The following is a 22814-nucleotide window of genomic DNA, read 5'->3' on the forward strand; positions in this document are numbered from 1 at the left end:
AAATTCTACCTCTAGATATTCCTGCTATCTGATTTTTGGCAAACACTAGTAACACGATCAACAAATAGATGATGTATTTGCTCTGCGTTCAATACAGTCTCAGCTACTCGACGAGATCCTTCACAGGCTGAACGCCAGATCATGAGATTTGATGCTGTTTCACTCATAACTTTGAGCAATATCTCTGGATTATCTTCGATAACTGGAATCCCTGAGTGATACTTTTTGGAAAAATTACAGGCTGTTGAGTATTCTGGAGCCCAAACGAAAACTGGTTTACCATAGGGCACATAATCTAGCCACTTGGTAGTAAAACTCGTCCGCATAAACACTTCTTCTGGCTTTTCAAAACTCATAACGGTTAGAAATGCATCAGCCTGTTTGAGTTCATCTTTTAATTCATCGAAGGGTTTAAAACCTTGATAAATTCCAGCTTCTGTCATCTCCTGTAATTTCTCTGCTGTCCAATCATTTCCTGCAGCAAAAATCTGGAGATGAATATGTTGATGTTTCTTTGCGGATTCTGCTAGAAGCAACAACATGCGCCCATAGGCACCGTAACAATTACCAGCATAAATAATTTTAATTTTATTAACTTTATCTTGAGAATTTTCTCTAGGCTTTATGGATACCTGAACATTAAAATCGCCAACGGGATAAAGAACATCTCCTTGAGCATCAAATCTAAACCATTCTTTCATACCTTCACTGGTATAAAATACCTGATTGGCCAACTGATTAACTTGATGATAACGTTGAATGAGCCAAGAAGTGATCAAAGGATAAGGACGGGTGGACAAAGGAACAAATTGAGATAAACAAAACAAATCTTGGAAATTAACAATCAGTGGAACGTTAAGTTTTTTCGCCAACTGAAATGCTAATCCCAGATGCCAATCATCTACTACAGACAAAATCACATCTGGCTTAAATTCATCAGCAAAGTTTAAAAGTGTATCAGGAACATTAAGCCAGTTAATTACATACTCCAAATTATAAATTAATCGACATAATCTAGTTCGTCTGAGCCTTTCAATTAATCGATTTCGACGAAGAGAAAGTAGCTGCTTGATAGGTAATTTAACGAAGTTTGTACTAGCGACAGCTACCTCAAAATCTTTTTTGACAATGAGGTGACGATACATAGCAAAGCGTCCGCCAGAAGTTGTATCAGGAATCACTGCTGAAATATATAATATTTTAATTTTACAAGTCATGTTGCTGATAGCCTACACCAATTTTCTTGTTCACTGGCAAACATAGCGATTTCTTCTAATACTTTTTCTATACCTATTTGTGGTTTCCAGCCCCAAACCCTCTGAGCTAAACTGGCATCTAACACCATCCAAGGAATATCAAAAGGCCGCTCGATATTAGTTTCTAAAACTTCATTCCTACCAAACTTGTCTGTACACCATTGGGTTAACTGGCGCAAAGACATACTATTGTTGACTCCACTACTAATATTGATCACTCTGGGTTTATCTGTGGCTAATGGTTCAGAAAATTGCTTTTCTAATAAACTAATTAAATCCTGTGGATGTAAACAATCTCGAACTTGATAACCTTTTCCTCCAAAACCGATATATTTTAACGCTTGCTGTTCTCGAAAGCTATGAATCCAAAAAGCAAAAATTCCTTGTCCTGGATGACCAAACTGACCTGCTCCTGCCATCACTCCGCAGCGATTAATCCACACAGGGAACTCAAAGGTTGCACCATACTCTAAAGCTAAATGTTCTGAAGCTACTTTCGTGCTGCCATATAAAGAAACAGGAGGATCAGTAGAGTAGACTTCAATAACTCCAGTGGGTGAAATACCCACCGGAAAAACTTGTTCAGGAACGGGGTAATATGCTCCATTTGCTTCAGCGACTTGCAACTGACTCAATCCTGGGATGGAATAGACTCGACTTGTAGAAAGCAGTGTAAACCCAGCTTGATAACGTTTGCAATATTCTAAGAGATTAATCGTTCCAAGTAGATTATGTTGTACTAACTGCAAACTACTGCTTTTACCATCTATTCCCGCTAAGACACTGGGATTAGCAGCAGCATCAATTACCCAATCCGCAGGAGGTAAAGCATCTACATCACTGCTCTGGCGAATATCCCCACAAATTATCTCAATTCCCCGTTCTTGCAACGGTTTTTTATTAACCCAACTGCCTGAACGCGACAGGTTATCAATACCAAAAATATGATAATTCGGTGAATTGTCTTGCAATGCCTTAGCTAAGGTTGAACCGACAAAGCCGCAAATTCCCGTAATTAAAATTCGCATTATACATCTCAATAGCAAATTCAAATTTCAAAACCACTTGGTACTTGTGATAGCAGAGAAGTTGGTACAAATCTAGATGTTTCCTGAACAAACAAAAGATCTGTTTGCCAAAGCGAACCATCTTGGCATCTAATTTGTGAACAGAAATCCAAGAGAACGAAATTATTTTCATTCATAAATTTCATTACATCAGATATTAACGGACAACCTTTATTTATAGGTATCAAAGATACTTCCATTAGAATAAATTCAGTATTTTTAATTAAATTTTTAGCACCTTTAAGGATTTCTAATTCATATCCTTGCACATCTATTTTTAAAAAATCCACTTTTTGAAAATCTGGGTATTTTTTCAAAAGGGAGTCAATTGTTGATAAATATTTATCACTATATTTTCTTGCAAAAGAACTAGATTCTTCAAAGATTGAACTACCAGTTTCCATTTCGCAGAATCTAACCTTATAGTCATCTAAACTACCTAAAAGAGCTATCTCAACTATTACCTCACCAGAAAATGAATCACATACTTCTTTCAAAAGATTATATTTACTATCTTGTCCCTCAATCATTAAAATTTTACTTTCAGGGAAAATATCTTTAAATAACTTTGTCCATTGACCTTTGTACGCACCAACATCTATTACTAAACTTGGTTGAAAACCCCATTTTTTTAAATATTTCAAAGTTTCATTTACACTAGGAAATAAGGTTAAGTTTAAATCTGAGTAATGCAAGGATTCGCCAAAAAATACACCTATTTTATAAATGATATTCCTGATCTGTATCGGAGTTATTGACCTTACGGAGTTAAGAAGTGTTTTGAGCATCGCAATATTATTTTTTAAAGGAAAGTCTAAATTATAATCAAACTATAAACTCTAAATAGTAGTATATTAAAGTTTCATTTTTTTATTTTAAATAAATAATGACCCCATCCAAGTCTTAATGCTAATGCATCTCGATAAAATAGATGCCGTACAGGTGAAATATAATGTCTTGCAAGCCATTGCTTGCCATGATAATTAGGAACGAAAGATATTGAATCTTCAAGAAAACAAGCAATTTCTTCTCGTGTCCATAAAGAGGCTTTAAGTTGATAAGCTGCTTCGGCAAGAATAGTTTGCTCTGTAAAATGATTAGATTGTTTACTACTTAAATTAAATAAATTTTCCAAGTTTACAGCGTTGAGTATATTCCCATTTATAAAAACTAACCCTGTATTGATAAAAGGTTTATTGTAAAGGTGCTCTAATCCACAAGACAGCAGATTAGCATCATAAGAAGGATGAAAGTCCTCAGATAGTTTTAATAAAGGTAATTCTTGATGGCTTTGGATAGGAATTAAGATATCTAAAGGTTCTGTAAACCATAAAACATCAGCATCGCACCATAAAATTCTTGTTTTTTGTCCAAAATCAAGGATTGCTGCTAATTTTTTTCCAACATTACTTTTACAAGCAAACTCTGCTAGCTTAGGATACCCTTGATTTTCATGAAAAGAAACACTAGCTTCCCAAAGGCTAAATGACTTTTGAGCAGGCCACCAGGCAAATGCTATTTCTAATTCAGATAAATTAAGGCTACCATCAGATACAACTTGTAACTTTGGCAAAACCGACCAGCTGTTATATAAAGATAGCAAAGACTGCTGTAGAAAACCAATGTGTTTTTTACCACACATGGTTAATAAAGTTAGCTCTATTTCTTGCTTTTCTGGAAGATTTTTTACAGGGAATAAACGAATAATAAATTCGTAAATTACATTACATAAATTAGCAATTTCTCTTTTATATTTATGTTTTTTATTTCTAAAATAATTTAGTATTTTATTTAAATGCAAACTCATATTATTCTTAAATTTAAGATGATAGATAATGCAATACAAAAGAATATATAAAAATCTGGGAGAGCGACGAAACCAGATAAAAAATAGACTCTAGAAGGTGACTTGAAAAAACTGGGTGAGCAGGGGTCGCGCTTGAAGCCGAGGAAGAACAATTTTCATCCTTCCTGGTGTACGCAGTTCATGAAGGCTACTTATCATAATAAGTAATGAAGAGCCATATCTTTTATAATATATGATATGGATATTAGTTAATAACAATTAAGTTTTCCTGCGTAATCCAATCATGCTCTACATAAAAAACTCCGTATTTCATATTAAAACCACTCATTTTTGGATCAAATGTTTCTATAGAAAAGGCATAAGCATTATCGATAAAATCTATCCACTCCTGATTCGGGACTGATAAGCCTATGTTCATTTTATAATCACCAATAGCAAGATTTAATTTATGAATTTGACAAGCAATTGTGTTAATTCCTGATTTTAAAATGTATGTTTTTCCGCTAATCGGACCAGAACATAACCAAATGACCTCTTGTTCATCCCGCGTAATGCTAATATAAAAACTACACAAAATAGTTTTTGTACATAAGATTTTTGTTTCTATTAATACGGGCTTTTCACTTTCTAATATGCTCGGGTTAACGTTATTGTTGGAAATTATTTTAATGTTTTCTATTTTAGCATTGAGAGTTAATGGGTAAGGGCTATTATTTCGCTTTTCATGTAAAGATTGAACTTGCTCATTTGAGTTAGATAATTTTAGATATTTCTGAATGCAGTTGAGTGTATCACCTTCGTAAAATAGAGAACCATTTACTAGTAAAATTGCTTTACTACAGAGTTTGTTAATTGTTGCCATATTATGGCTGACAAATAAAACGGTTCTTCCCTCCTTACCTACATCCTCCATCTTTCCTAAACATTTCTTCTGAAACACCGCATCCCCAACTGCCAATACTTCATCCACAATCAAAATCTCTGGTTCTAAATGCGCCGCTACTGCAAATGCCAGCCGCACATACATCCCCGAAGAATATCGCTTCACTGGCGTATCTAAAAACTTCTCAATCTCTGCAAAAGCCACAATCTCATCAAATTTACGTTGAATTTCTAGCTTACCCATACCTAAGATTGCACCATTGAGAAAGATATTTTCTCTCCCAGTAAGTTCTGGATGAAATCCTGTACCCACTTCCAATAAACTAGCAATTCTCCCCTTAATTTTGATGCTTCCTTGCGTTGGTTCAGTAATTCGGCTGAGAATCTTCAACAGTGTTGATTTTCCTGCACCATTGCGCCCAATAATCCCAACTCTGTCACCCTGCTTAATTTCAAAAGAAACATCTTTTAAGGACCAAAACTCTTCCTGTGAATTTTGGTTTTTAAATTTTGGATTAATTACATTAGCAAGAGACTTAACTTTATTAGTTATCACATCTCGCAGAGCAGTGTAGCGTTCCTGCTGCTGATGTCCAATAATATATTTTTTACCCAGGTTTTCAACGCGAATGACTGTATCAGACATTAACTATCCACTCTATGCAACAAGGAACCAGCAAAATCTATCAAGCAGCTAGTAATAGATTCTCTAGTCTGCTGAGGTACACATTTATCTGTGTACCTTATTTCGGGAAGCCACTTCGTTTCTACATCTTTGATTAATTGCTTCTTCTCTTACCTAACTCAAGTGAGAGCTGCATAAATATTTGCATGTAAACGCTGTTTCCAAGATTCAACAATCTGTGCAATTGTCTCTTCTAGCGAAACTGTAATATCCCATTTAGGATAGTGCTCATGCATCTTGTTTAAGTCTGAGTAATAACAAATATGATCGCCAATGCGATTGTCTTGCACATAGGTGTAACGCATGTCTTTACCGCTATACTTTTGAGTCAACTTAAATGCTTCTAGAATCGAGCAACTATTACGCTTACCACCACCAAGGTTATAAACTTCAGCTATTCGGGGAGTTTCAATAAACGCCTCAATAAACCTTGCTACATCTAAAGAATGAATGTTATCTCTAACCTGCTTGCCTTTATAACCAAAAATTTTATATTCTCGACCTTCTAAATTAGATTTAATTAAATAACTTAAAAAACCGTGTAATTCAACTCCTGAATGATTGGGCCCAGTTAAACAACCCCCACGCAAACAGCAAGTCGGCATATTAAAATAACGCCCATACTCTTGTACCATGACATCTGCTGCTACCTTTGAAGCACCAAATAGCGAATGCTTGGATTGATCAATACTAAAGGTTTCTGGAATCCCATTCTCGTAAGCAGAGTCATCATATTCCCAACGAGTTTCTAGTTCTTTTAACTTAATCGTATTCGGGCGATCGCCATATACTTTATTTGTGGACATATGCACAAATGGTGATTCTGGACAAAATTGTCGCGCTGCTTCCAGTAGATTCAGTGTACCAACAGCATTGGTATCAAAATCATCAAAAGGAATAGCAGCAGCGCGGTCGTGACTGGGTTGGGCTGCTGTATGAACGATCGCATCTGGTTGAAGACTCTCGATTAAATTTAATACATATTGCCGATCGCGGATATCTAATTCGTGATGGACAAAGTTTTCAATTGTGGATTGTAGGCGCTTTTGATTCCAGCGTGTATCTCCTTGAGTACCAAAGAAAACTGCTCTTTGATTGTTATCAACTCCGTGAATTAGCCAGCCTTGATTAGCAAAATAAATACAAACTTCAGAACCAATCAAGCCGGAGGAACCAGTTACAAGTAATTTTTTCATAGAAGTAGTTTATAGTTAGTTAAAACCCGACTCAGATTTAATTTAATTTGAAATATTTGTTGCTGAAATGTTTCACTTGAATAACAGCATCATTATTGATTGTTTGATCGATAATTCCTAAATCAAATCCGCAAAAGTCCGTTCCATTTTGCGGAAGTACCAAATTCCAGTCACAAATATTAAAAACACCAGCCCCAAAGACAGAATAAATCCAGGTAGATATAATTTTGACTCACCGCCTAAAATAGCCCAGCGAAAACCATCGATTACTCCTACCATTGGGTTTAATGAATAAAGAAACCGCCACTGTTCGGGCACAATGCTGCTACTAAATCCTACAGGTGAAATATAAAGACCAAATTGGACAATAAACGGCACAATATAACGAAAGTCGCGATACTTGACATTCAACGAAGCCAGCCATAACCCAGCACCCATTGAAGCAGTAAAAGCGATCGCAATAAATAGAGGTAGTGTCAAAATTCGCCAACTAGGGACAAAGTTATACCAAGCCATTAGCCCTAACAAAATCATGCCAGATATCAAAAAGTCTACAAAACTCACTACGACTGCACTTGTTGGCACTACTAAGCGCGGAAAGTAAACTTTAGAAATTAAATTAGCATTACTAATTAAACTATTACTACATTCTGAGAGGGAATTTGAGAAGAACTGCCAAGGCAACATCGCCGAAAAAACTAAAATTGGATAAGGCGCACCTTGGGAAGGTAACTTAGCCAATTGCCCAAATACAACTGTAAATACAACCATTGTGAGAAACGGACGAATTAATGCCCAAGCAATCCCAATTGCTGTTTGCTTGTATCGCACCAAAATGTCTCGCCATGCTAGAAAGTAAAATAGCTCCCGATAGCGCCATAAATCTTTCCAATATTGCTTTTCTGTGCGTCCAGCTTCAATGATTAAATCTGGCTGAGAAATAGAGTCTTTCATTGTAATGACTTAGCTAACCTTGCTTCTACCATCATTTGCACTACATCTTTCATTGTGAATTTTGCTTGCCACCTCAATTGATTCTTCGCCTTAGCTGGATTACCTCTACCTACTTCTAAATCAGTAGGTCGAAGCAAACTATTATCTATCACCAGATGTTCGTGCCAATCTAAATTTACAGATGCAAATGCTGCTGAGACAAAATCTTCTAGGGAAGTGCTTTCTCCTGTGGCAATCACATAATCATCGGGCTGTTGTTGTTGCAACATTAAATGCATCGCTTCTACATATTCCGGTGCCCATCCCCAGTCACGCTGAATCTGCATATTGCCTAAATAAAGTTGTTCCTTACTACCTTGGGCAATTCGACAAGCAGCCGCAACAATTTTTTGCGTCACAAATCTTTCTGGGCGCAGGGGAGATTCATGATTAAACAAGATTCCCGAACAAGCAAATAAACCGTAAGCTTCCCGGTAGTTTGCAACTTCCCAAAATGCCGTGGCTTTGGCGACAGCATAGGGACTGCGGGGACGAAATGGTGTTGTTTCATCGGCGGCTGTGTCGCCAGTGTCGCCAAAACTTTCACTGGAACCTGCATTGTAAAGTTTGATGGGCGCACCTAAAAAGCGAATGGCTTCTAGTAAGTTGAGGGTTCCAGTAGCTATACTTTCTAAAGTTTCCACTGGTTGTCCAAAGGATAAACCTACTGAACTTTGTCCTGCTAAGTTGTAGATTTCATCAGGTTGAATTTTTGTTAGTACCTGCAACACGCTGCGGAAGTCAGTTAAAGCCATTGACTCTAGCTTTACCTGGTCGCGAATTCCTAAGTAAACCAAATTTGAGAATGGGGAAATCTGTGCATCTCGCGAAGTACCGCAGACTGTATAGCCTTGATTGAGCAGTAACTGTGCTAGGTAAGCTCCATCTTGACCTGATATTCCACAAATAAGGGCTTTTTTCATCAATTTGGTTGACGGTTGGTAAATCAGTTGATTTTAGAAATATACGTAGGGTGGGCAAGGGACTTCCAAATAAAAAAACATTCCAATCATTAACTTACCAAGCCCGCAACTCGTAGGGGCGGGGTCACCCCGCCCCTACAATTTGGGATAATTTATTTTTTGGAGTTCCCTTACACTTACCACAACCTCTGAATTGGATAATTATCAAAAACCGAATCAATGCTCACAATAGGAATTTGTTCCACAGTCGCCTGAGCTATTAACAGTCTGTCAAAAGGGTCACGATGATGGTTGGGTAGATTACTTAAAGCGTAAATATGAGTTAGCTCAATAGGTAAAAGTTGCAAGTCGTTTGTTTCCTGTTGGTCTTTGATTAACTCAGAAAGTGGCACCTTAAGAGTCAATTTTCCAATCTGGAGTTTAATTTGTATTTCCCAAACACTAATAATGCTCAAAAATAAATTGTTGTTTTCATCATCTAATAAGTTTTTCGCTTGCTGTGAAAGCTTTATAGGATCTATTGACCACCAAATTAATGTATGGGTGTCTAAAAGGAAATTCATCACTCACCCATCCAAAATTCATCTGGTAAAGGCTCATTAAAATCGTCACTAATCCAACCCATACCTTCATGCAATCCAGCAACGCGCTGCTTTTTTCGGTTCTGATTAGGTTGGGATTGGGCATTTTTTTGGACTAGAAATTCCACAAAATTTACTACCATCTGTTGTTGTTCTGGTGGTAGAGTCTGAAGTTGGGCAATTAATGTCTCAGTTATGTTCAGTGTTTGGGAAGTCATCGCAATTGTCCAGATTAGCTCCTCCTCTATTTTAAGAGTCGTGTAAAAATAAGTTGAACAATTTAATATTTGTAGTGCGGGCATCTTGCCCGCGCGAGCAAGATGCTCGCACTACTTATTTTTACTTCATGCCTTAGGGGAATTCCAAAAAGCCTAAATCCTGATTACACACTCAATAGGGACACAAACAAATTTTTGTGTCCCTATATCCCTGTAGGAGGTTGTTGAATATTAATGATGATTTGTTAGCAAGTCGTTGAGATACAGTATATTTCAGGTAAATGAGGTATGCGCTTTGGGGCATGGCGGTGCCAGTGCCCCTACAATCAACGATAATCTGTACCTCAGCAATTGGCAATCTGCCGTGTATTATGCTGTAGGCAAAGTTTCTGTAGGTGTTGATGTATTTACCTTGCGAGTCTTCCGCTTGCGATCTTGTTTGCGCACACCTCCAGCCATCTCATATTGATCGCTACTTTTACCATATTTAGAAGCTACGCCAGTTAGCATTCGATCTGATAAATCGGCAAGCGATCGCTCTGCTTGTGAAACTAAAGTACCTGTCTGATCGGCCTCTGACACAGCTATATTATGAGCTTCTAATTTTTTGCTTGTATCTTCAATTAATTCGGAAAATAATTGCAGCGTTAGCCCATTTCCTAAATCTAGTGAGCTATCAATTGTCTTTAAACCAGCTATCCGACGCCGGGCTTTGTCTAAAATGTTTGAAGTCCGCTTTGGTCTTGCCATAACACTATACCCATGTTGAAAAGAATACACATAAGTTAACTTATGCTTGACCAATACGGGACTAGTGTTATCTGGGAATCAGAACCGATCAAATTTTCTGGTGAATTGCGTAAATTTCCTAATTTACAGCAGTTTACACCTATTTACAGCACATCTGTCGTAGGGAACACCGACAATCTTTTGGTACATACAATAATTTTACTAGTGCCGTGCCCCTACAGCGTGGTCTATTTACCTGAAAACGGCTGTAATAGTTTTGGGCTTTGTGCTTCGGGGAGCATCCCAATTTTGACGCAATACCCTAGAAGGGTATTGCTATACCAACAAAGCCTGCCTACCCTTATAGGGTGAGGGCGTTTTTGCACATTTGGGATGCTCCCGTGCTTCAACACTTGTGTTGTGAAAAATTCCTCAATTTGAGAAATACATTCATACTCAGTTGCCAAAAATGCGACAAAACTTTGAAAGACAGTAGCATTCATAATAAATGCTGAAAAAAACTTATAAATATTCAAGCAAAACTTATGAATGGGCGATGATTGACAATAAATGCTAATGCAAAGCTGTAAATATTCAACTAAAACTTATGAATAAGCGATTATTTGCAATAAATGCGGAGACAAAGCTGTAAATATTCAATTCAAACTTATGAATACGCCATTATTTACAATAAATGCTTTGTTGATTTTGCATTTACAGGTGTCATTTTGGGCGAAGCGAATTATCTTTAAGCTTTTGCTTCGTTCAGAACGACAGATGTTTTAGTTTTTGCATTAACTGATAAACCGAAAATCAAGAATGCTGCGATGATCCATCATCCGGGACTGTCTAGTTGTAAACTCGCTGACAGAAGGATTTTTGTGGGGATGAATGACGCCGGTTGCTTGTTGCCAAAGTTCTGGTGGTGCGAGAGACAATTCATAAGTCGAGTCACGTTTACAAACGTGATACCACTTGGTTTGTTGGCATTCTTCACACCAAAAGGCTTCTAACCATTCACCTTCTAAAGGAATTGCAGTCTTGGCTGCTACTAACATTAAAGCTTCTCGGCGTTTAACTCCCCTTTGTTGTAATTGTCCGGCGCTTTCAGTAAATAACCCGTATTTTTGACTCACGCTATTGATGTAACAGCCATGTATGGGACAATATATAGCTCGGCGTTTAGAACGCTTGCGATTGCGATCGCATCTTCTCTGCACTTCGGCCCTCCGTATCATTAGACATCTAACAGATCGCAAGAAGGTTGCGTTGAAGGGACTGAGATCTGAAAGACCATCAAAGCCCACTTCTTTATCAACAGTGAGTTATTCAGTTTAAAAAGAAACATTCACTCATTAGTGCAAGTTCTAGGGAACATGCTTGACGAGCGTTTTTGTTGGCAGTCAGTCTTCAGTAATTTTGCTGAGGGATAAATTGCATTTACCTGCTTACACAACATCACTCACAGAGTTAACTTGGTAAAAAGGTAGACGCACTTTGTTTATATAGCCAGCAATTTCAATTGTCAAGCCAACAGTAAAGATAAATTAATCCGGTTTGGTTACTAAGTCAGAGGGATTAAACTGACACACTTGACGATACAGCTTTTTGCAGAACTTTTAAATATTGTTTAGCAATGATTTCTGGCGTAAAATGTGACTGCAAATACTTACGGGAAGCCATACCCATGTTTTCTGCTAGTTTTTGGTCATTACTGAGCAAGCGAATAAATTCTGCTAGTCCATAACTATCACCATTCTCAAAACTATCGCCGCATTTGGCTTCTGTAATTAGTTGTCTTAAGTAAGAAGATTGGGAACAAATTACAGCGACTGGACGCCCTGTAGCCAAAGCTGGGTAAAGCTTACTCGGTGCAACTAAACTTTCCAGACCAGCTTCCACACTGACGAGGGATAAGTCGCAAGCGGTCAAGGAATAGGGCAATATATGTTTTTCTTGATACGGTAAAAAGAGAAAATTACTTAAGCCTAAATGATTGACTTCTTCGATAAAACTGTCATGTTTTGGGCCTCCACCAATACATACAAATTGAATTGGCTCATTTTGCAGTTGTTTAGCTGCTGCCAAAATGGTGTCTAAATCATGACAGCGTCCCATGTTACCGGAATACAGTACAGTAAATTTGTTAACTAAGTTATATTTCTTAGCAAACCAGTTATCTTTTTTTACAATTGGCACAATTAATTCAGGGTCTCCCCAGCTATGAATGACGCTAACTTTATCTGCTATCTCTGGACAAGTGCTGACTAAGCGCTGTTTCATTGCGGGACTGAGGACAATTACGCCTTGGGATTTTTGCCAAATTTTTTGATTAAGTGCTTGCCAGAATTTGCCTAACCAGTGGTTTTTCGGGATTACGCCCAGAGCGATCGCAATATCTGGATAAATATCATAAATTAAGCACACATAGGATAGCCCAAAACACAGGTGGGCAATATATCCCACAATTGGTAAAAATGGTGGAGCGGAAGTTAGTAACAATAAATTCCGGCGACGAACGCATCTAATCAGATGCAATACAGCGCGCAAGGTAAATAAGATACCATTGATCGCTTTACCGCGAACCCGGCGCGACCATAACTGCGCACTGCGCGATCGCTGAATTCTCACTCGACCAACTTGTTCAACTGTAGGTGCGTTAGAAGTACCAAACGCATAACCGGGTTGTCCGGTAAAGACCTCAATATTTACACCCTGTTTGCTTAACTGACTGACTAATTCTTCAATTAATTGTCCTGTAGCAGCATAATCTGGAGGAAAAAACTCAGTGATTACAGATAAATTTAGCGATTGATCGTACCAAGCTTCCTTTACCCCTAAAGACTGATGGGAAATTATGGAAGGATAGACAAAAGTAGAAAATTTTTCACTATTACTTTGTCTTCCATCCTCGAAGTTAACTTCTTCACCTGACAAGAATTCTCTATCAGTTCCCATCAATTCCCGATCGCGATAACCCTTATTTGTGTATTTGGTTAGCAACGATTTTTTCAGCCACTCACTAAATGTCATTGGCTACATCGTCCTTTTAAAACGTTTTTCTTCCTAGAGATACTCTTGGCAGCAATTAAAGCATATATTGCTCTCATCAATAAATGATTGCTGTTAAGTACCTTTATAATCGATGTCTCAGTAAATTAGTGAAAAAGCAATTTTTTCTGAAAATACAATATTAATTTTTGTAAAATTAAATAAATAGTTATACTGTATTTTCCCCAATACTCACGCTAAAAACTTTATTTTTTTAGCTTTTTTGCTGCTAATGTTATTAGTTTAATAAAGAAAAATTTCAGATTTTCATCTGTAAAATATGCATAAATATTCAGAATTTGTATTGACAAAACTCTGAATTCCCAGAATATCAAGGACTTTGCATATTTTATAAATTTTGTTGTAAATGATGCTTCAATTAGGCTGACTTAATTAAGTCATACTCAAGCTGAATAATCTGTATTGCCAGATAACTCCTGTAAATTCAATCTTTTGACTGGATTTGAGTGAATTGGTAAGTGCTTTTGTTACTTAAATATCTAAGCAACATATCATACCACACATATTTGCTGCGTCAATACCTTTGTCAAAGGTCAAGAAATTATTCTGTAGTTTTCCTTGATGGAGTTATGTCATAGCTGTAACCCAAAATATGACAGAAGACAATCTGAATGACAAGTAGCAGGTGTCAGCATTTGAGAGTTTTATCTAATAAATCTTTGGTCATTTGGATTTAAGAGAATTTAGAAGCTATAGGCTCAATACAATGAGAATTTTTGAGGCTAAACCTGATGTTACTTATCTTCATCAAAGCCAAAGCTGAAATTTTGCCAACTTATAAATTAGTTACTTAAGCTCTTGAATAGCTAATTTAAATTTATTCCTGATGAGGCACTTACAATAATGAAGTAGTTAGAGTAAGTTTTTCAGCTTATACAGGACTAAGAAGTTTAGATTCTACATATTTAAGCCAAAATATAGGGTTTCTCTGTAAATTTTGGTTGATTCCCAAATGGGACAATATTGGGCAAAATTCACAGATGCTGAACAAAGTACTATCTAGTACCTGTGCTTTCAAGTTCAGCTTTCTTTACAAATCAAATAACACTGCTATTTTTATATGTAAAACTTAATATTAAAGTAATATCATAATTAGCAAAAATGCAGTAGGCTAGCTAGCAAACCAATAGGAATTGTTTCTTCAACGCCACTCCACTGGCGATGAATAAAACAAACAAGTCAAGTCCTTATACCTACCGCTTTCAGCCTTGTGTTATAACAGACACAAATAAACCCTGTCAATAGTACTAACTTCACCTAGAAGCTAGGACTAGTAGAAGGGTTTGCCAATCAACCAATAAGTGAGTTTAATTTAGTTACCACGTAAATATATTTTATACTCTGTAATATCAAAAATACCCAGGCTTACTGAAGAACAGCCAGAATATACTTGCATAAGTATATTTCTGTTTACATGACTACAGTGTACAGTGTTCAGCTACGTACAATGCCCAATCATTTTTTCAATTTTTCAATCTAATTGATGAGGACAAAGCTTATTTTCAACAACAGCTAATTTAGCTTAGTATCAATCACAGTATAAATACTGCTGATGTTACCCATTCGGCTTAAATATCGCACACAGGTATGTAAAATTTCCATATTGAAGAAAGGTTGTGGAGAAAAGGTATAAATACCTGTCAGAGTCAAAATTTTAATTTTATCTAACTTCCACTATTGACATTTTTAATCGCAACACTTAATTAAAAGAGTGTGCTATTGTAGCTGACTTCGCTGAAAGACATCATAAAAAACCTTACCTACCTAATTAGACAATCCGAATTCATAATGGAGAATAATTTTACGAGAATTTCCAGTTACGAACGCAATGGTAATACCGTACATCCAGTATTTCCAACGCAATTTCCTATAGGGCTTGAAAAGGATATTAATGATTGGGACTTACGACAACTATTAGGACTTTTACAGCGACGATTTTTAATTATTGTGGGAGTAAGCACTGTAGTGATGAGTGCTGTTGCTTACTCAACACTGCAACAAAAACCACTCTATGAAAGCAATTTTCAACTTTTAGTAGAATCTGTCAATGAAGAAAAGTCTTTGGCACAACTGACTTTAGATCCTACCAATTCAGATAAAGCAGGAAACCTAGATTACGAAAGTCAAATTCAAGTTCTCAAAAGTCCAGAGTTAATGGCAGATATCGTCAAACAAATTAACGCTGTTTATCCCGATATTAGCTATGGCGATCTCATCAATAATTTAACTATTCGTCGTTTAGGTACTGCTAAAATTATAGATGTCCGCTACCGCAGTAGTGATAGTAGTCAGATTAAAGTAGTACTAGATATTATTGCTAAAGCTTACTTAAACTATAGTCTAGAAAAACGGCAAACTAAGCTAAGACAAGGGGTAGAGTTTGTTGATAAACAGTTGCCGACTATTAAAAATAGAGTAGATAACCTACAAAAAGAGCTACAACTATTTCGACAAAAATATGAATTTATTAGTCCCGATACCCAAGCTGAACAAGTTGCCACTCGAGTTGGTACATTAAGCGATCAAAGACTAGAGATTGCCCAAAAATTAGCAGAATATCGTGCTGCATTTGCCAGTCTTAAAGGACAAGAAGGAGAACTAGCTGCTCTCAACAATGCACCTTTATATCAAGAAATATATGGGCAGTTAACTCAATTAGAAACACAAATTGCTGGCGAATTAGTGCGTTTTCAAGAAGATAGCCCGCCACTGCAAACTTTGCGCAAAAAGAAAGATAATTTAGTACCTTTACTCAAACAAGAAGCACAACGGATTATTAGTGTCAAATTTGCTGAAATAGCTACGCAAATTCAAATTCTAGAAGCAAAAAGTCAAGAACTTAGTCAAGCAGAAATTACACTAGATAGAGAAGTTAAACTACTACCAGTTTTATCAAGAAGATATACTGAACTGCAACGGGATCTACAAATTGCCACAGAAAGCTTAAATCGGTTCTTAATTACTCGCGAAACCTTGCAAATTCAGGTGGCACAAACAGAACTACCTTGGGAATTAATCCAAGAAGCTTTTGAACCAGAAAAACCGATATCGCCTAATGTACCACGCAGTTTAACTCTAGGATTTGTAGCAAGTTTACTTGTAGGTCTTGGCATCAGCTTACTGATAGAAAAAGTAGATAATACTTTCCATTCAGTGGATAATTTAAAAGAACATCTCAAACTACCTATTTTAGGAGTTTTACCTTTTGAAAAGAAAATTCAAAATAATCTATATCAAAATATAGAACGTAGAGATATTACCGAAAAATCAACATTGAAATTTTGGCAAAAAATTTCCCGCAAGACTAAAAATTTACAACGGGGTTCAGGTAGCGATCGCTATTATGGACAAGGTAGATTTTGGGAATGCATTCAGGTATTGTACTCAAATATACAGTTACTTAGTTCCGATCAAACAATTAAATCCTTAGTTATCAGTTCAGCCTTACCAGGAGATGGTAAATCTACTGTTTCATTTCAATTAGCCCAAATAGCAGCTGCAATGGGCAAACGTGTATTACTTGTAGACGCAGATTTACGACGCCCTCAAGTTCATCGTTTATGCGATCTAAATAATTTATGGGGATTGAGTAGTTTAATTTCTACGAATATACCCGCAGGGCAAGTCATTCGCCAAATGCCCGATATGAATAACTTATCTGTGGTAACTTCAGGGCCAATACCACCAGATCCAGCAAGGTTACTTTCATCAGAAAAGATGAAGCAACTCATGGGATATTTCCAAAGAACCTTTGACTTAGTGATTTATGACGTTCCTCCTATTGTTGGATTAGTTGATGCCAGAATGCTAGCACCCTACACAGATGGGGTAGTGTTAGTTGTCAGAATAGACAAAACAGACAAAACAGGCATTTTGCAAGCACAGGAAAGTCTCAGACTCTCACCCATTAATCTCTTAGGAGTTGTTGCCAATGCGGATAAAACTACATACAAAGGCTATAAGCATTACTATAAAACCTATTAGGTTGGGCATTGGGCAATTCAATTTTGGATTTTGGATTTGAGATTTTGGATTAGGTTTAAATCTAAAATCCAAAATCTAAAATCTAAAATTCCTAGCCCCTATTTTCACAGTACGTTAGGCTGTATTAGTTGGGTGTTCTAGATAAAGCCATGCGTGTTGCAGTGATATGGGGAATAGCGATCGCAACTATATTTGGATTTGCAGGATACACTGATAAATCGAGTTCAGCCATTCAGTTGCAAGATGGCACAGTATATTTTGCCTCACCACCGCGCCTGGTTGGTGCCTCTACCACTTTTAATGAAGTTTATGTTTGGGGTGCAACCTATTACTTTACTGCTCCAAAAAACTTACCTAAACTTGCTCAAACTTGTTGATTAGTTTAGCGTTTTCTTCCTGCTTCAACCAAGGTAGACGACTACTTCTTGTCCACAGGCGTATTCGTTAAGGTTGAGCCAACCTTACTTTATTAGATGGGGCATTTTCAAGGTTGATAGATGCGTTTTCATCTCGACATTGAATATGCCCACAGTTTTGACAGTTGAAAATTCTGTCAGACAAGCTCATCGGTTGAAGATGATGACATTTACAACACTGCCTGGAACTGGGATAGCATCTATCGACCAATTCAACTTTTGTGCCGTAAAAAGACTGCTTATAAGTTAATTGACGACGAATTGCGTAAAAGCAGTGATTGCTGACAGCATCAGCTAACTTATGGTTAGCAATCATCCCTTGGACATTTAAGTCTTCAATGCGAATAACATACGCTTTACGACTTAAGTCAGTTGTCATCTTTTGTGCCGTATCTTGCCTAATACTGGCAATGTGAGCATGTTTTTTAGCTACTTTGGTGTAGAATTTTTGGGCATTGTTAGATGCCCTGATTTTTAATTTCTTGTTCCCCATTACCTTATTTCGATTCCGCCATTGCAATAACTGAAGCTTGGTTTTCGCTATTTTTGTAGTAATTGGCATGGCATAAGTTGTGCCGTCAGAACAAGTTGCCAAAGTTTTTACACCAAGATATACACCAATTTTTTCTATTGGATGAATAATTGGTGGGACTTTTTCAGCATCCAACACAAATGATACGAACCATCTATCCGCAGTTCTTGAAACAGTAAATGTTTGCGAACTGCAAATAAAGTTAACCCCCTCCTTTAATCGCAAGCCGAGCGGAGTCGAGGCTTTAATTCCAGGAAGAGCAATATTTTTCCCTCGGTTAATTACCACTCTATTGGTAAAAGGTATCGCTGGCTTGCCTTTTTCTGGATAGATTCCTGATGTTTTGTAAATAGTGAACGAATCACCTTTCTTTTTACTTTTTTTGACCGGGAATTCTCCTGAGCCTTTACGCCAACGACTAAAAGCATTTTTCAAGTCTTGAAAAGCTGATTGATATACAGTGGATGGATACTTTTTTGTCCATGTATATTCTGGCTTATTCATCGTGACTTGAGTGAATACTTTTTTGATGGCATCCAGTCGTTTTGAATCACCGACTTTGATGTCATCAAAATCCCAACTTGCCATGATTAAATCCAGGGCATAGTTGTAAACAAATCTTCTGAATCCTGCCATGCCACGCATTAGAGAGCGCTCTTTCTTATTCAGTTTTAGCTCTCTGTTTATTGCATACATAGCTATACTTACTCAGACTTATTTATGCGAGTCAGTATATCGGTTATTCTGTACATGGGTCAATACTTTCTACATCTTTTTTACTGATGAACACCTGCTATTTCACCAAAATCAGATACCTTCCACATAAACTTCCTCATGTTGACTAACTATGAGTAAGTTTAAGTAAGAATTTCACTATTTAGTCAAGCTCTCAGCCTTCCAGAAAATGCTGGCGAACCCCTACAAAAAATCGCTATCAACCAGCGTGAAGGAGTAGACTATATTCGCTTCAATCTCAAAAATAGTTTTGCCTTTGAAGGGACGAGTTCCCATGAAGGGCAAAAGTTAGGATTAAAAGAGGCGAATAGCGAACGTAAAACTCAGACAGTAACACTGACATTTGATCCGCCAGTATCTCCCGGAAAAACAATTACAATTGCGCTCCAACCTCAACAGAATCCTTCAGTTTCCGGTGTTTATTTATTTGGTGTCACAGCTTTTCCCGCCGGTGAAAAATCTCACGGGCAATTTCTCGGTTTTGGCCGACTACATTTTTACAATCACGGCCACTCTATTTTTTCACCTTTTGGGTGGTGATATCAATTCAAAATTCAAAATTCAAAATTCAAAAATAAATTATCAATGCCCAATGCCCAATGCCCAATGCCCACTCGCCCTGAGCGAAGCCGTTCGCGTAGCGTCTCGAAGAGAAGGGATGCCCAATGCCCAATGCCCCATGCCCAATGCCCCATGCCCAATAAATATTACTTTTCCTTAAACGTCCACACACCTTCATCCCAGTCTGCGTCTGATGGCGGTGATTGTATCCAGTGCTGACAACGGCGCAGGTATAAGAGAGCCGCTTTATCATTACTATCAATAGCGAAGACTCGACTAAATTCGCTTAGTGCTTGCTGAAATTGCCGATTTAAGTAATACTCTCTTCCTTTTTGGTAGCGTTCAATTACTTCTAATTTTTGGCTACTAATGGAATCGGAACGTAAACTGATGAGTTCGTAAATCGCCACTGGCTCATTTCTGCCTTTAACACGAATATAATCTAACTCTCTGGCCCAAATATTATCTCGACATGGTTTATAAGTATTATCGCTAATAATGATGTCACAACCGTACTGTTTACTGACACTTTCCAGGCGGGAGCCTAGATTTACACCATCGCCAATGGCAGTAAATTCCATTCTTTTACTAGAGCCAATATTACCGCTAATTACGGTATCAGAATTAATGCCAATACCAATGTTAATTCTGGGTTTATTGGTGAGGTAGCGGCGATGATTAAATTCTTGCAAGCGATGGCGCATTTCTAATGCTGTTTGTACTGCCATCCAAGCATGTTCTTCTAATGGTAAAGGCGAACCAAATACAGCCATAATGGCATCACCAATATATTTATCGAGAGTGCCTTTATGTTTAAATACTGCTTCTACCATTGATTCAAAATATTCATTGAGCATACTCACAACTTCTTCAGCTTCGAGATTTTCTGTTAGCGTTGTGTAGCCACGAATATCAGAAAAGAGAATTGAAACTTCTTTGCGATCGCCTCCTAATTTGGCATCATCTAATTTGAGTAATTCTTCGGCTAATTCTTGCGTCATGTAGCGATACATAGTACTTTTAAGCCGCTTTTCATCGCTGATATCTTCCATGACGACTAGTGCGCCTTGAATTTTTTGGCGATCGCTAGCATCGGCAATGGTATTAATTGATAAATTGATGCTGTGCTGTTCTGTACCTGAAGCGATCAAAGTGCGATCGGGGTAATATTGCTGGCGATTTTTAAAGTCGGCTGCATTTAAGGCATTTTCACACCATTTACTAAAATTACCTTCTTTAATGTTAATTAAATCTTGAATTAATTTACCTTCTAATCGGTCTGATTCTGGTAATTCTAATAGGCGTTTAGCACTTTCATTGGCAGCAATAATTAATCCAGATTTATCTGTAGAAATTACCCCATTAGATAAACTGCGCAAAATATCTCGCTGCATTTGTTCTTGTTGTTTGACTTTGGCAAATAACTGGGCATTTTGTAGCGCTACACCTGCTTGAATATTAAAAGCTTCCATAAATTCTTCATCATCACGATCAAAACTTGCTTGGAAGCATTCTGGAGCTTTCGGCCAAAGAGAATAATCGTAGGGGGGAAAATCGCCTGATTTACGTTTATTCACTAATTGCGTCACGCCAATCAATTCTTGATCGGCGTTAAATACAGGCATACAAAGTAAACTACAGGTACGAAAATTAGTTTCTTGGTCAATTTTTTTGGCGGTTTCTGAATCTGGATGATTGTATAAGTCAAAGGGAATATTCAGTTTTTTACCTGAGGCGGCGACTATCCCCGCAAAACCTTTACCTATGGGAATTCGTAATTCTTTTTTTATGCCATTATCTTGAGTAATTTTCGTCCATAATTCTTGGCGATCGCGGTCGATTAACCATAATGTACTGCGATCGGCGTTCATCAGTTCCTTAGCTTCATCCATTACCCTTTTTAGGGTATCTTCTAAGTCTAAATTGCTTTGGGAAAGCGATTTAATGGCTTTCATTAAAGCGGCGGCGGCTCTTTGTTTTTGAGTAGCTATATAAAAGGAACGAGATGATTCTAAGATTAATCTAATTGATGGGGCAAACTCTTGAAATAATGCTTCGTCTGCTTTGGTAAAGCCTTGAGTATCGATTCGCTCGGCAATGGGAGAATTGAGATTATGGACGGGTTTTAATTTATTCAGTAATTGGACGACAGCAACTAATTTCCCTTGTTCGTTTAACAATGGCAAAGCCAGCATTGTATATGTTCGATACCCAGTGATTTTTTCTTGTTCTCTGGCAAATACTGAGCGAGGATCTTGATAAAAATCATAGGGAATATTGATGACTTTTTTAAAGGTTGCTACTTCGCCAGCAATTCCTTTATCGGCGGGAATGCGAATTTCTAAAGAGCGATCGCCTTCACTAGCCGCTAAAATTGACCATAGCTGTTGCTTGTCTTCATCTAATAAAAAGATTGTCGTTCTGTCTGCGCCTAATAATTCTCCGGTTTTGAAAGTAATTGAATGCAGCATTTCTTCCAAAATGGTATCAAACCCATGAGAATCTAATCTCGATAAGGTTTGATGCACAATCTGTAATTTCTGCTCGACTTCTTTGACAACTTGTTTAAAAGTTTCCTGAGTTAGGGGAGCAAGAAAAGAAGAAATAGTGCCTTGTCTTTTTGCCAACGCACCTACAGTAACGGTATTTTCTTGTAAATAGCCATTTTCAGAATTACGTACACCAATAATTAAATCGGCAGTCTCATCAAAACTAGGTTGATGCGATGACATAATGAGCTTTATATATATAATGGTTATATTTTAGAACTGGAATTTAATTGTTGCAGATGACAACAACCACTAGACAGTATCCACAGTTTAATCTGTTGTTGAGCTAGCGTCATCCTGTGGAAAACTGGGTAGAATTAATGATTCTGGATTTCTATTCAAATCAAATACAGTAATTTCCATGCCTTTACGCCTCTTGCGAGCTGCTTCAGGATCAGCAATGAGCCAAACTTTGATTTCTTTCCTTAGGAGTTGTGTGAAAATAAGTTGAACAATTTAATATTTGTAGTGTGGGCAGCGTTTGACTGAGCGCTCACGCCGAAGTCTTGCCCGCGCGAGCAAGATGCTCGCACTACTTATTTTTACTTGATGCCTTAGCCACTTTCTTACTGGCAAATTTCATCACAATCAAGACATACCCTAATTCTGGCTGGCTGTAAAGATATCA

At 37.4% G+C, this 22814-nt stretch carries 18 protein-coding genes and 1 pseudogene; 4 read left to right on the forward strand and 15 right to left on the reverse strand.

The window, feature by feature from the left end:
• Window positions 1–11 precede the first annotated feature (11 nt).
• The 13 genes from AACW45_RS01340 to AACW45_RS01400 all read right to left on the reverse strand — a co-directional run bounded on the left by AACW45_RS01340 (window position 12) and on the right by AACW45_RS01400 (window position 13370).
• Complete coding sequence (locus tag AACW45_RS01340) at window positions 12–1217, reverse strand: glycosyltransferase (RefSeq protein WP_190626902.1); 1206 nt, start codon at window positions 1215–1217, stop codon at window positions 12–14.
• Entirely contained in the window at window positions 1214–2284 is a 1071-nt protein-coding gene (locus AACW45_RS01345; RefSeq protein WP_190626905.1) for an NAD-dependent epimerase/dehydratase family protein, read from the reverse strand. Before AACW45_RS01345 ends, AACW45_RS01340 begins: the two co-directional genes overlap by 4 nt.
• A 20-nt stretch (window positions 2285–2304) precedes the next feature.
• A complete protein-coding gene (locus tag AACW45_RS01350) occupies window positions 2305–3111 on the reverse strand; it encodes an FkbM family methyltransferase (protein ID WP_190626907.1) in 807 nt (268 codons plus the stop codon).
• A gap of 74 nt (window positions 3112–3185) precedes the next feature.
• Window positions 3186–4130, reverse strand: coding sequence for a hypothetical protein (locus tag AACW45_RS01355; RefSeq protein WP_190626910.1), 945 nt, complete (start codon window positions 4128–4130; stop codon window positions 3186–3188).
• A 244-nt stretch (window positions 4131–4374) separates the two neighbouring features.
• The gene (locus AACW45_RS01360) at window positions 4375–5658 is read right to left on the reverse strand and encodes an ABC transporter ATP-binding protein (RefSeq protein WP_190626912.1); all 1284 of its coding nucleotides are present in this window, start codon (window positions 5656–5658) and stop codon (window positions 4375–4377) included.
• A gap of 158 nt (window positions 5659–5816) precedes the next feature.
• On the reverse strand, window positions 5817–6893 hold the full coding sequence (locus AACW45_RS01365; RefSeq protein WP_190626914.1) for an NAD-dependent epimerase/dehydratase family protein: 1077 nt from the start codon (window positions 6891–6893) through the stop codon (window positions 5817–5819).
• A gap of 117 nt (window positions 6894–7010) precedes the next feature.
• Complete coding sequence (locus tag AACW45_RS01370) at window positions 7011–7847, reverse strand: ABC transporter permease (protein ID WP_190626917.1); 837 nt, start codon at window positions 7845–7847, stop codon at window positions 7011–7013.
• Complete coding sequence (locus AACW45_RS01375) at window positions 7844–8809, reverse strand: GDP-mannose 4,6-dehydratase (protein WP_199330854.1); 966 nt, start codon at window positions 8807–8809, stop codon at window positions 7844–7846. Before AACW45_RS01375 ends, AACW45_RS01370 begins: the two co-directional genes overlap by 4 nt.
• A 176-nt stretch (window positions 8810–8985) precedes the next feature.
• Window positions 8986–9372 (reverse strand): type II toxin-antitoxin system VapC family toxin, encoded by a 387-nt coding sequence (locus AACW45_RS01380; protein ID WP_190626920.1) that lies wholly within the window; start codon window positions 9370–9372, stop codon window positions 8986–8988.
• A complete protein-coding gene (vapB, locus tag AACW45_RS01385; RefSeq protein WP_190626921.1) occupies window positions 9372–9608 on the reverse strand; it encodes a type II toxin-antitoxin system VapB family antitoxin in 237 nt (78 codons plus the stop codon). Before vapB ends, AACW45_RS01380 begins: the two co-directional genes overlap by 1 nt.
• A 369-nt stretch (window positions 9609–9977) precedes the next feature.
• A complete protein-coding gene (locus AACW45_RS01390) occupies window positions 9978–10358 on the reverse strand; it encodes a hypothetical protein (RefSeq protein WP_190626922.1) in 381 nt (126 codons plus the stop codon).
• Between the two features lie 773 nt (window positions 10359–11131).
• On the reverse strand, window positions 11132–11557 hold the full coding sequence (locus AACW45_RS01395) for a hypothetical protein (RefSeq protein ID WP_190627487.1): 426 nt from the start codon (window positions 11555–11557) through the stop codon (window positions 11132–11134).
• Between the two features lie 358 nt (window positions 11558–11915).
• Complete coding sequence (locus tag AACW45_RS01400; RefSeq protein WP_190626923.1) at window positions 11916–13370, reverse strand: glycosyltransferase family 4 protein; 1455 nt, start codon at window positions 13368–13370, stop codon at window positions 11916–11918.
• A gap of 1827 nt (window positions 13371–15197) precedes the next feature.
• Here AACW45_RS01400 and AACW45_RS01405 point away from each other — a divergent pair.
• The gene (locus AACW45_RS01405) at window positions 15198–17393 is read left to right on the forward strand and encodes a GumC family protein (protein ID WP_190626925.1); all 2196 of its coding nucleotides are present in this window, start codon (window positions 15198–15200) and stop codon (window positions 17391–17393) included.
• Between the two features lie 149 nt (window positions 17394–17542).
• Window positions 17543–17770 (forward strand): DUF2808 domain-containing protein, encoded by a 228-nt coding sequence (locus AACW45_RS01410; protein WP_190626927.1) that lies wholly within the window; start codon window positions 17543–17545, stop codon window positions 17768–17770.
• Window positions 17771–17837: 67 nt separating this feature from the next.
• On the opposite strand, the gene AACW45_RS01415 is transcribed toward AACW45_RS01410, so the two are convergent.
• Entirely contained in the window at window positions 17838–19037 is a 1200-nt protein-coding gene (locus AACW45_RS01415; protein ID WP_190626929.1) for an RNA-guided endonuclease InsQ/TnpB family protein, read from the reverse strand.
• 192 nt (window positions 19038–19229) lie between these two features.
• Between AACW45_RS01415 and AACW45_RS01420 the strand changes: the two are divergent.
• A pseudogene (locus AACW45_RS01420) lies at window positions 19230–19616 on the forward strand (DUF2808 domain-containing protein); the annotation flags it as partial.
• Window positions 19617–19668: 52 nt separating this feature from the next.
• A complete protein-coding gene (locus tag AACW45_RS01425; RefSeq protein WP_277880179.1) occupies window positions 19669–19797 on the forward strand; it encodes a hypothetical protein in 129 nt (42 codons plus the stop codon).
• On the opposite strand, the gene AACW45_RS01430 is transcribed toward AACW45_RS01425, so the two are convergent.
• The gene (locus tag AACW45_RS01430; protein WP_190626937.1) at window positions 19784–22369 is read right to left on the reverse strand and encodes an adenylate/guanylate cyclase domain-containing protein; all 2586 of its coding nucleotides are present in this window, start codon (window positions 22367–22369) and stop codon (window positions 19784–19786) included. The two genes, AACW45_RS01425 and AACW45_RS01430, sit on opposite strands and share 14 nt — an antisense overlap.
• Between the last annotated feature and the right edge of the window lie 445 nt (window positions 22370–22814).

It is taken from the genome of Calothrix sp. FACHB-168 (assembly GCF_963889195.1).
GTDB classification, from domain to species: domain Bacteria; phylum Cyanobacteriota; class Cyanobacteriia; order Cyanobacteriales; family Nostocaceae; genus Aulosira; species Aulosira anomala_A.

What these genes read in the sequence shown, in the direction of transcription:
- AACW45_RS01390 (WP_190626922.1), bottom strand. Translation starts at nt 10,358, where the DNA reads ATGGCAAGACCAAAGCGGACTTCAAACATTTTAGACAAAGCCCGGCGT.
- AACW45_RS01410 (WP_190626927.1), top strand. Translation starts at nt 17,543, where the DNA reads ATGCGTGTTGCAGTGATATGGGGAATAGCGATCGCAACTATATTTGGA.
- AACW45_RS01350 (WP_190626907.1), bottom strand. Translation starts at nt 3,111, where the DNA reads ATGCTCAAAACACTTCTTAACTCCGTAAGGTCAATAACTCCGATACAG.
- vapB (WP_190626921.1), bottom strand. Translation starts at nt 9,608, where the DNA reads ATGACTTCCCAAACACTGAACATAACTGAGACATTAATTGCCCAACTT.
- AACW45_RS01430 (WP_190626937.1), bottom strand. Translation starts at nt 22,369, where the DNA reads ATGTCATCGCATCAACCTAGTTTTGATGAGACTGCCGATTTAATTATT.
- AACW45_RS01355 (WP_190626910.1), bottom strand. Translation starts at nt 4,130, where the DNA reads ATGAGTTTGCATTTAAATAAAATACTAAATTATTTTAGAAATAAAAAA.
- AACW45_RS01370 (WP_190626917.1), bottom strand. Translation starts at nt 7,847, where the DNA reads ATGAAAGACTCTATTTCTCAGCCAGATTTAATCATTGAAGCTGGACGC.
- AACW45_RS01380 (WP_190626920.1), bottom strand. Translation starts at nt 9,372, where the DNA reads ATGAATTTCCTTTTAGACACCCATACATTAATTTGGTGGTCAATAGAT.
- AACW45_RS01340 (WP_190626902.1), bottom strand. Translation starts at nt 1,217, where the DNA reads ATGACTTGTAAAATTAAAATATTATATATTTCAGCAGTGATTCCTGAT.
- AACW45_RS01365 (WP_190626914.1), bottom strand. Translation starts at nt 6,893, where the DNA reads ATGAAAAAATTACTTGTAACTGGTTCCTCCGGCTTGATTGGTTCTGAA.
- AACW45_RS01415 (WP_190626929.1), bottom strand. Translation starts at nt 19,037, where the DNA reads ATGTATGCAATAAACAGAGAGCTAAAACTGAATAAGAAAGAGCGCTCT.
- AACW45_RS01405 (WP_190626925.1), top strand. Translation starts at nt 15,198, where the DNA reads ATGGAGAATAATTTTACGAGAATTTCCAGTTACGAACGCAATGGTAAT.
- AACW45_RS01360 (WP_190626912.1), bottom strand. Translation starts at nt 5,658, where the DNA reads ATGTCTGATACAGTCATTCGCGTTGAAAACCTGGGTAAAAAATATATT.
- AACW45_RS01375 (WP_199330854.1), bottom strand. Translation starts at nt 8,809, where the DNA reads ATGAAAAAAGCCCTTATTTGTGGAATATCAGGTCAAGATGGAGCTTAC.
- AACW45_RS01425 (WP_277880179.1), top strand. Translation starts at nt 19,669, where the DNA reads ATGCCCAATGCCCAATGCCCACTCGCCCTGAGCGAAGCCGTTCGCGTA.
- AACW45_RS01400 (WP_190626923.1), bottom strand. Translation starts at nt 13,370, where the DNA reads ATGACATTTAGTGAGTGGCTGAAAAAATCGTTGCTAACCAAATACACA.
- AACW45_RS01345 (WP_190626905.1), bottom strand. Translation starts at nt 2,284, where the DNA reads ATGCGAATTTTAATTACGGGAATTTGCGGCTTTGTCGGTTCAACCTTA.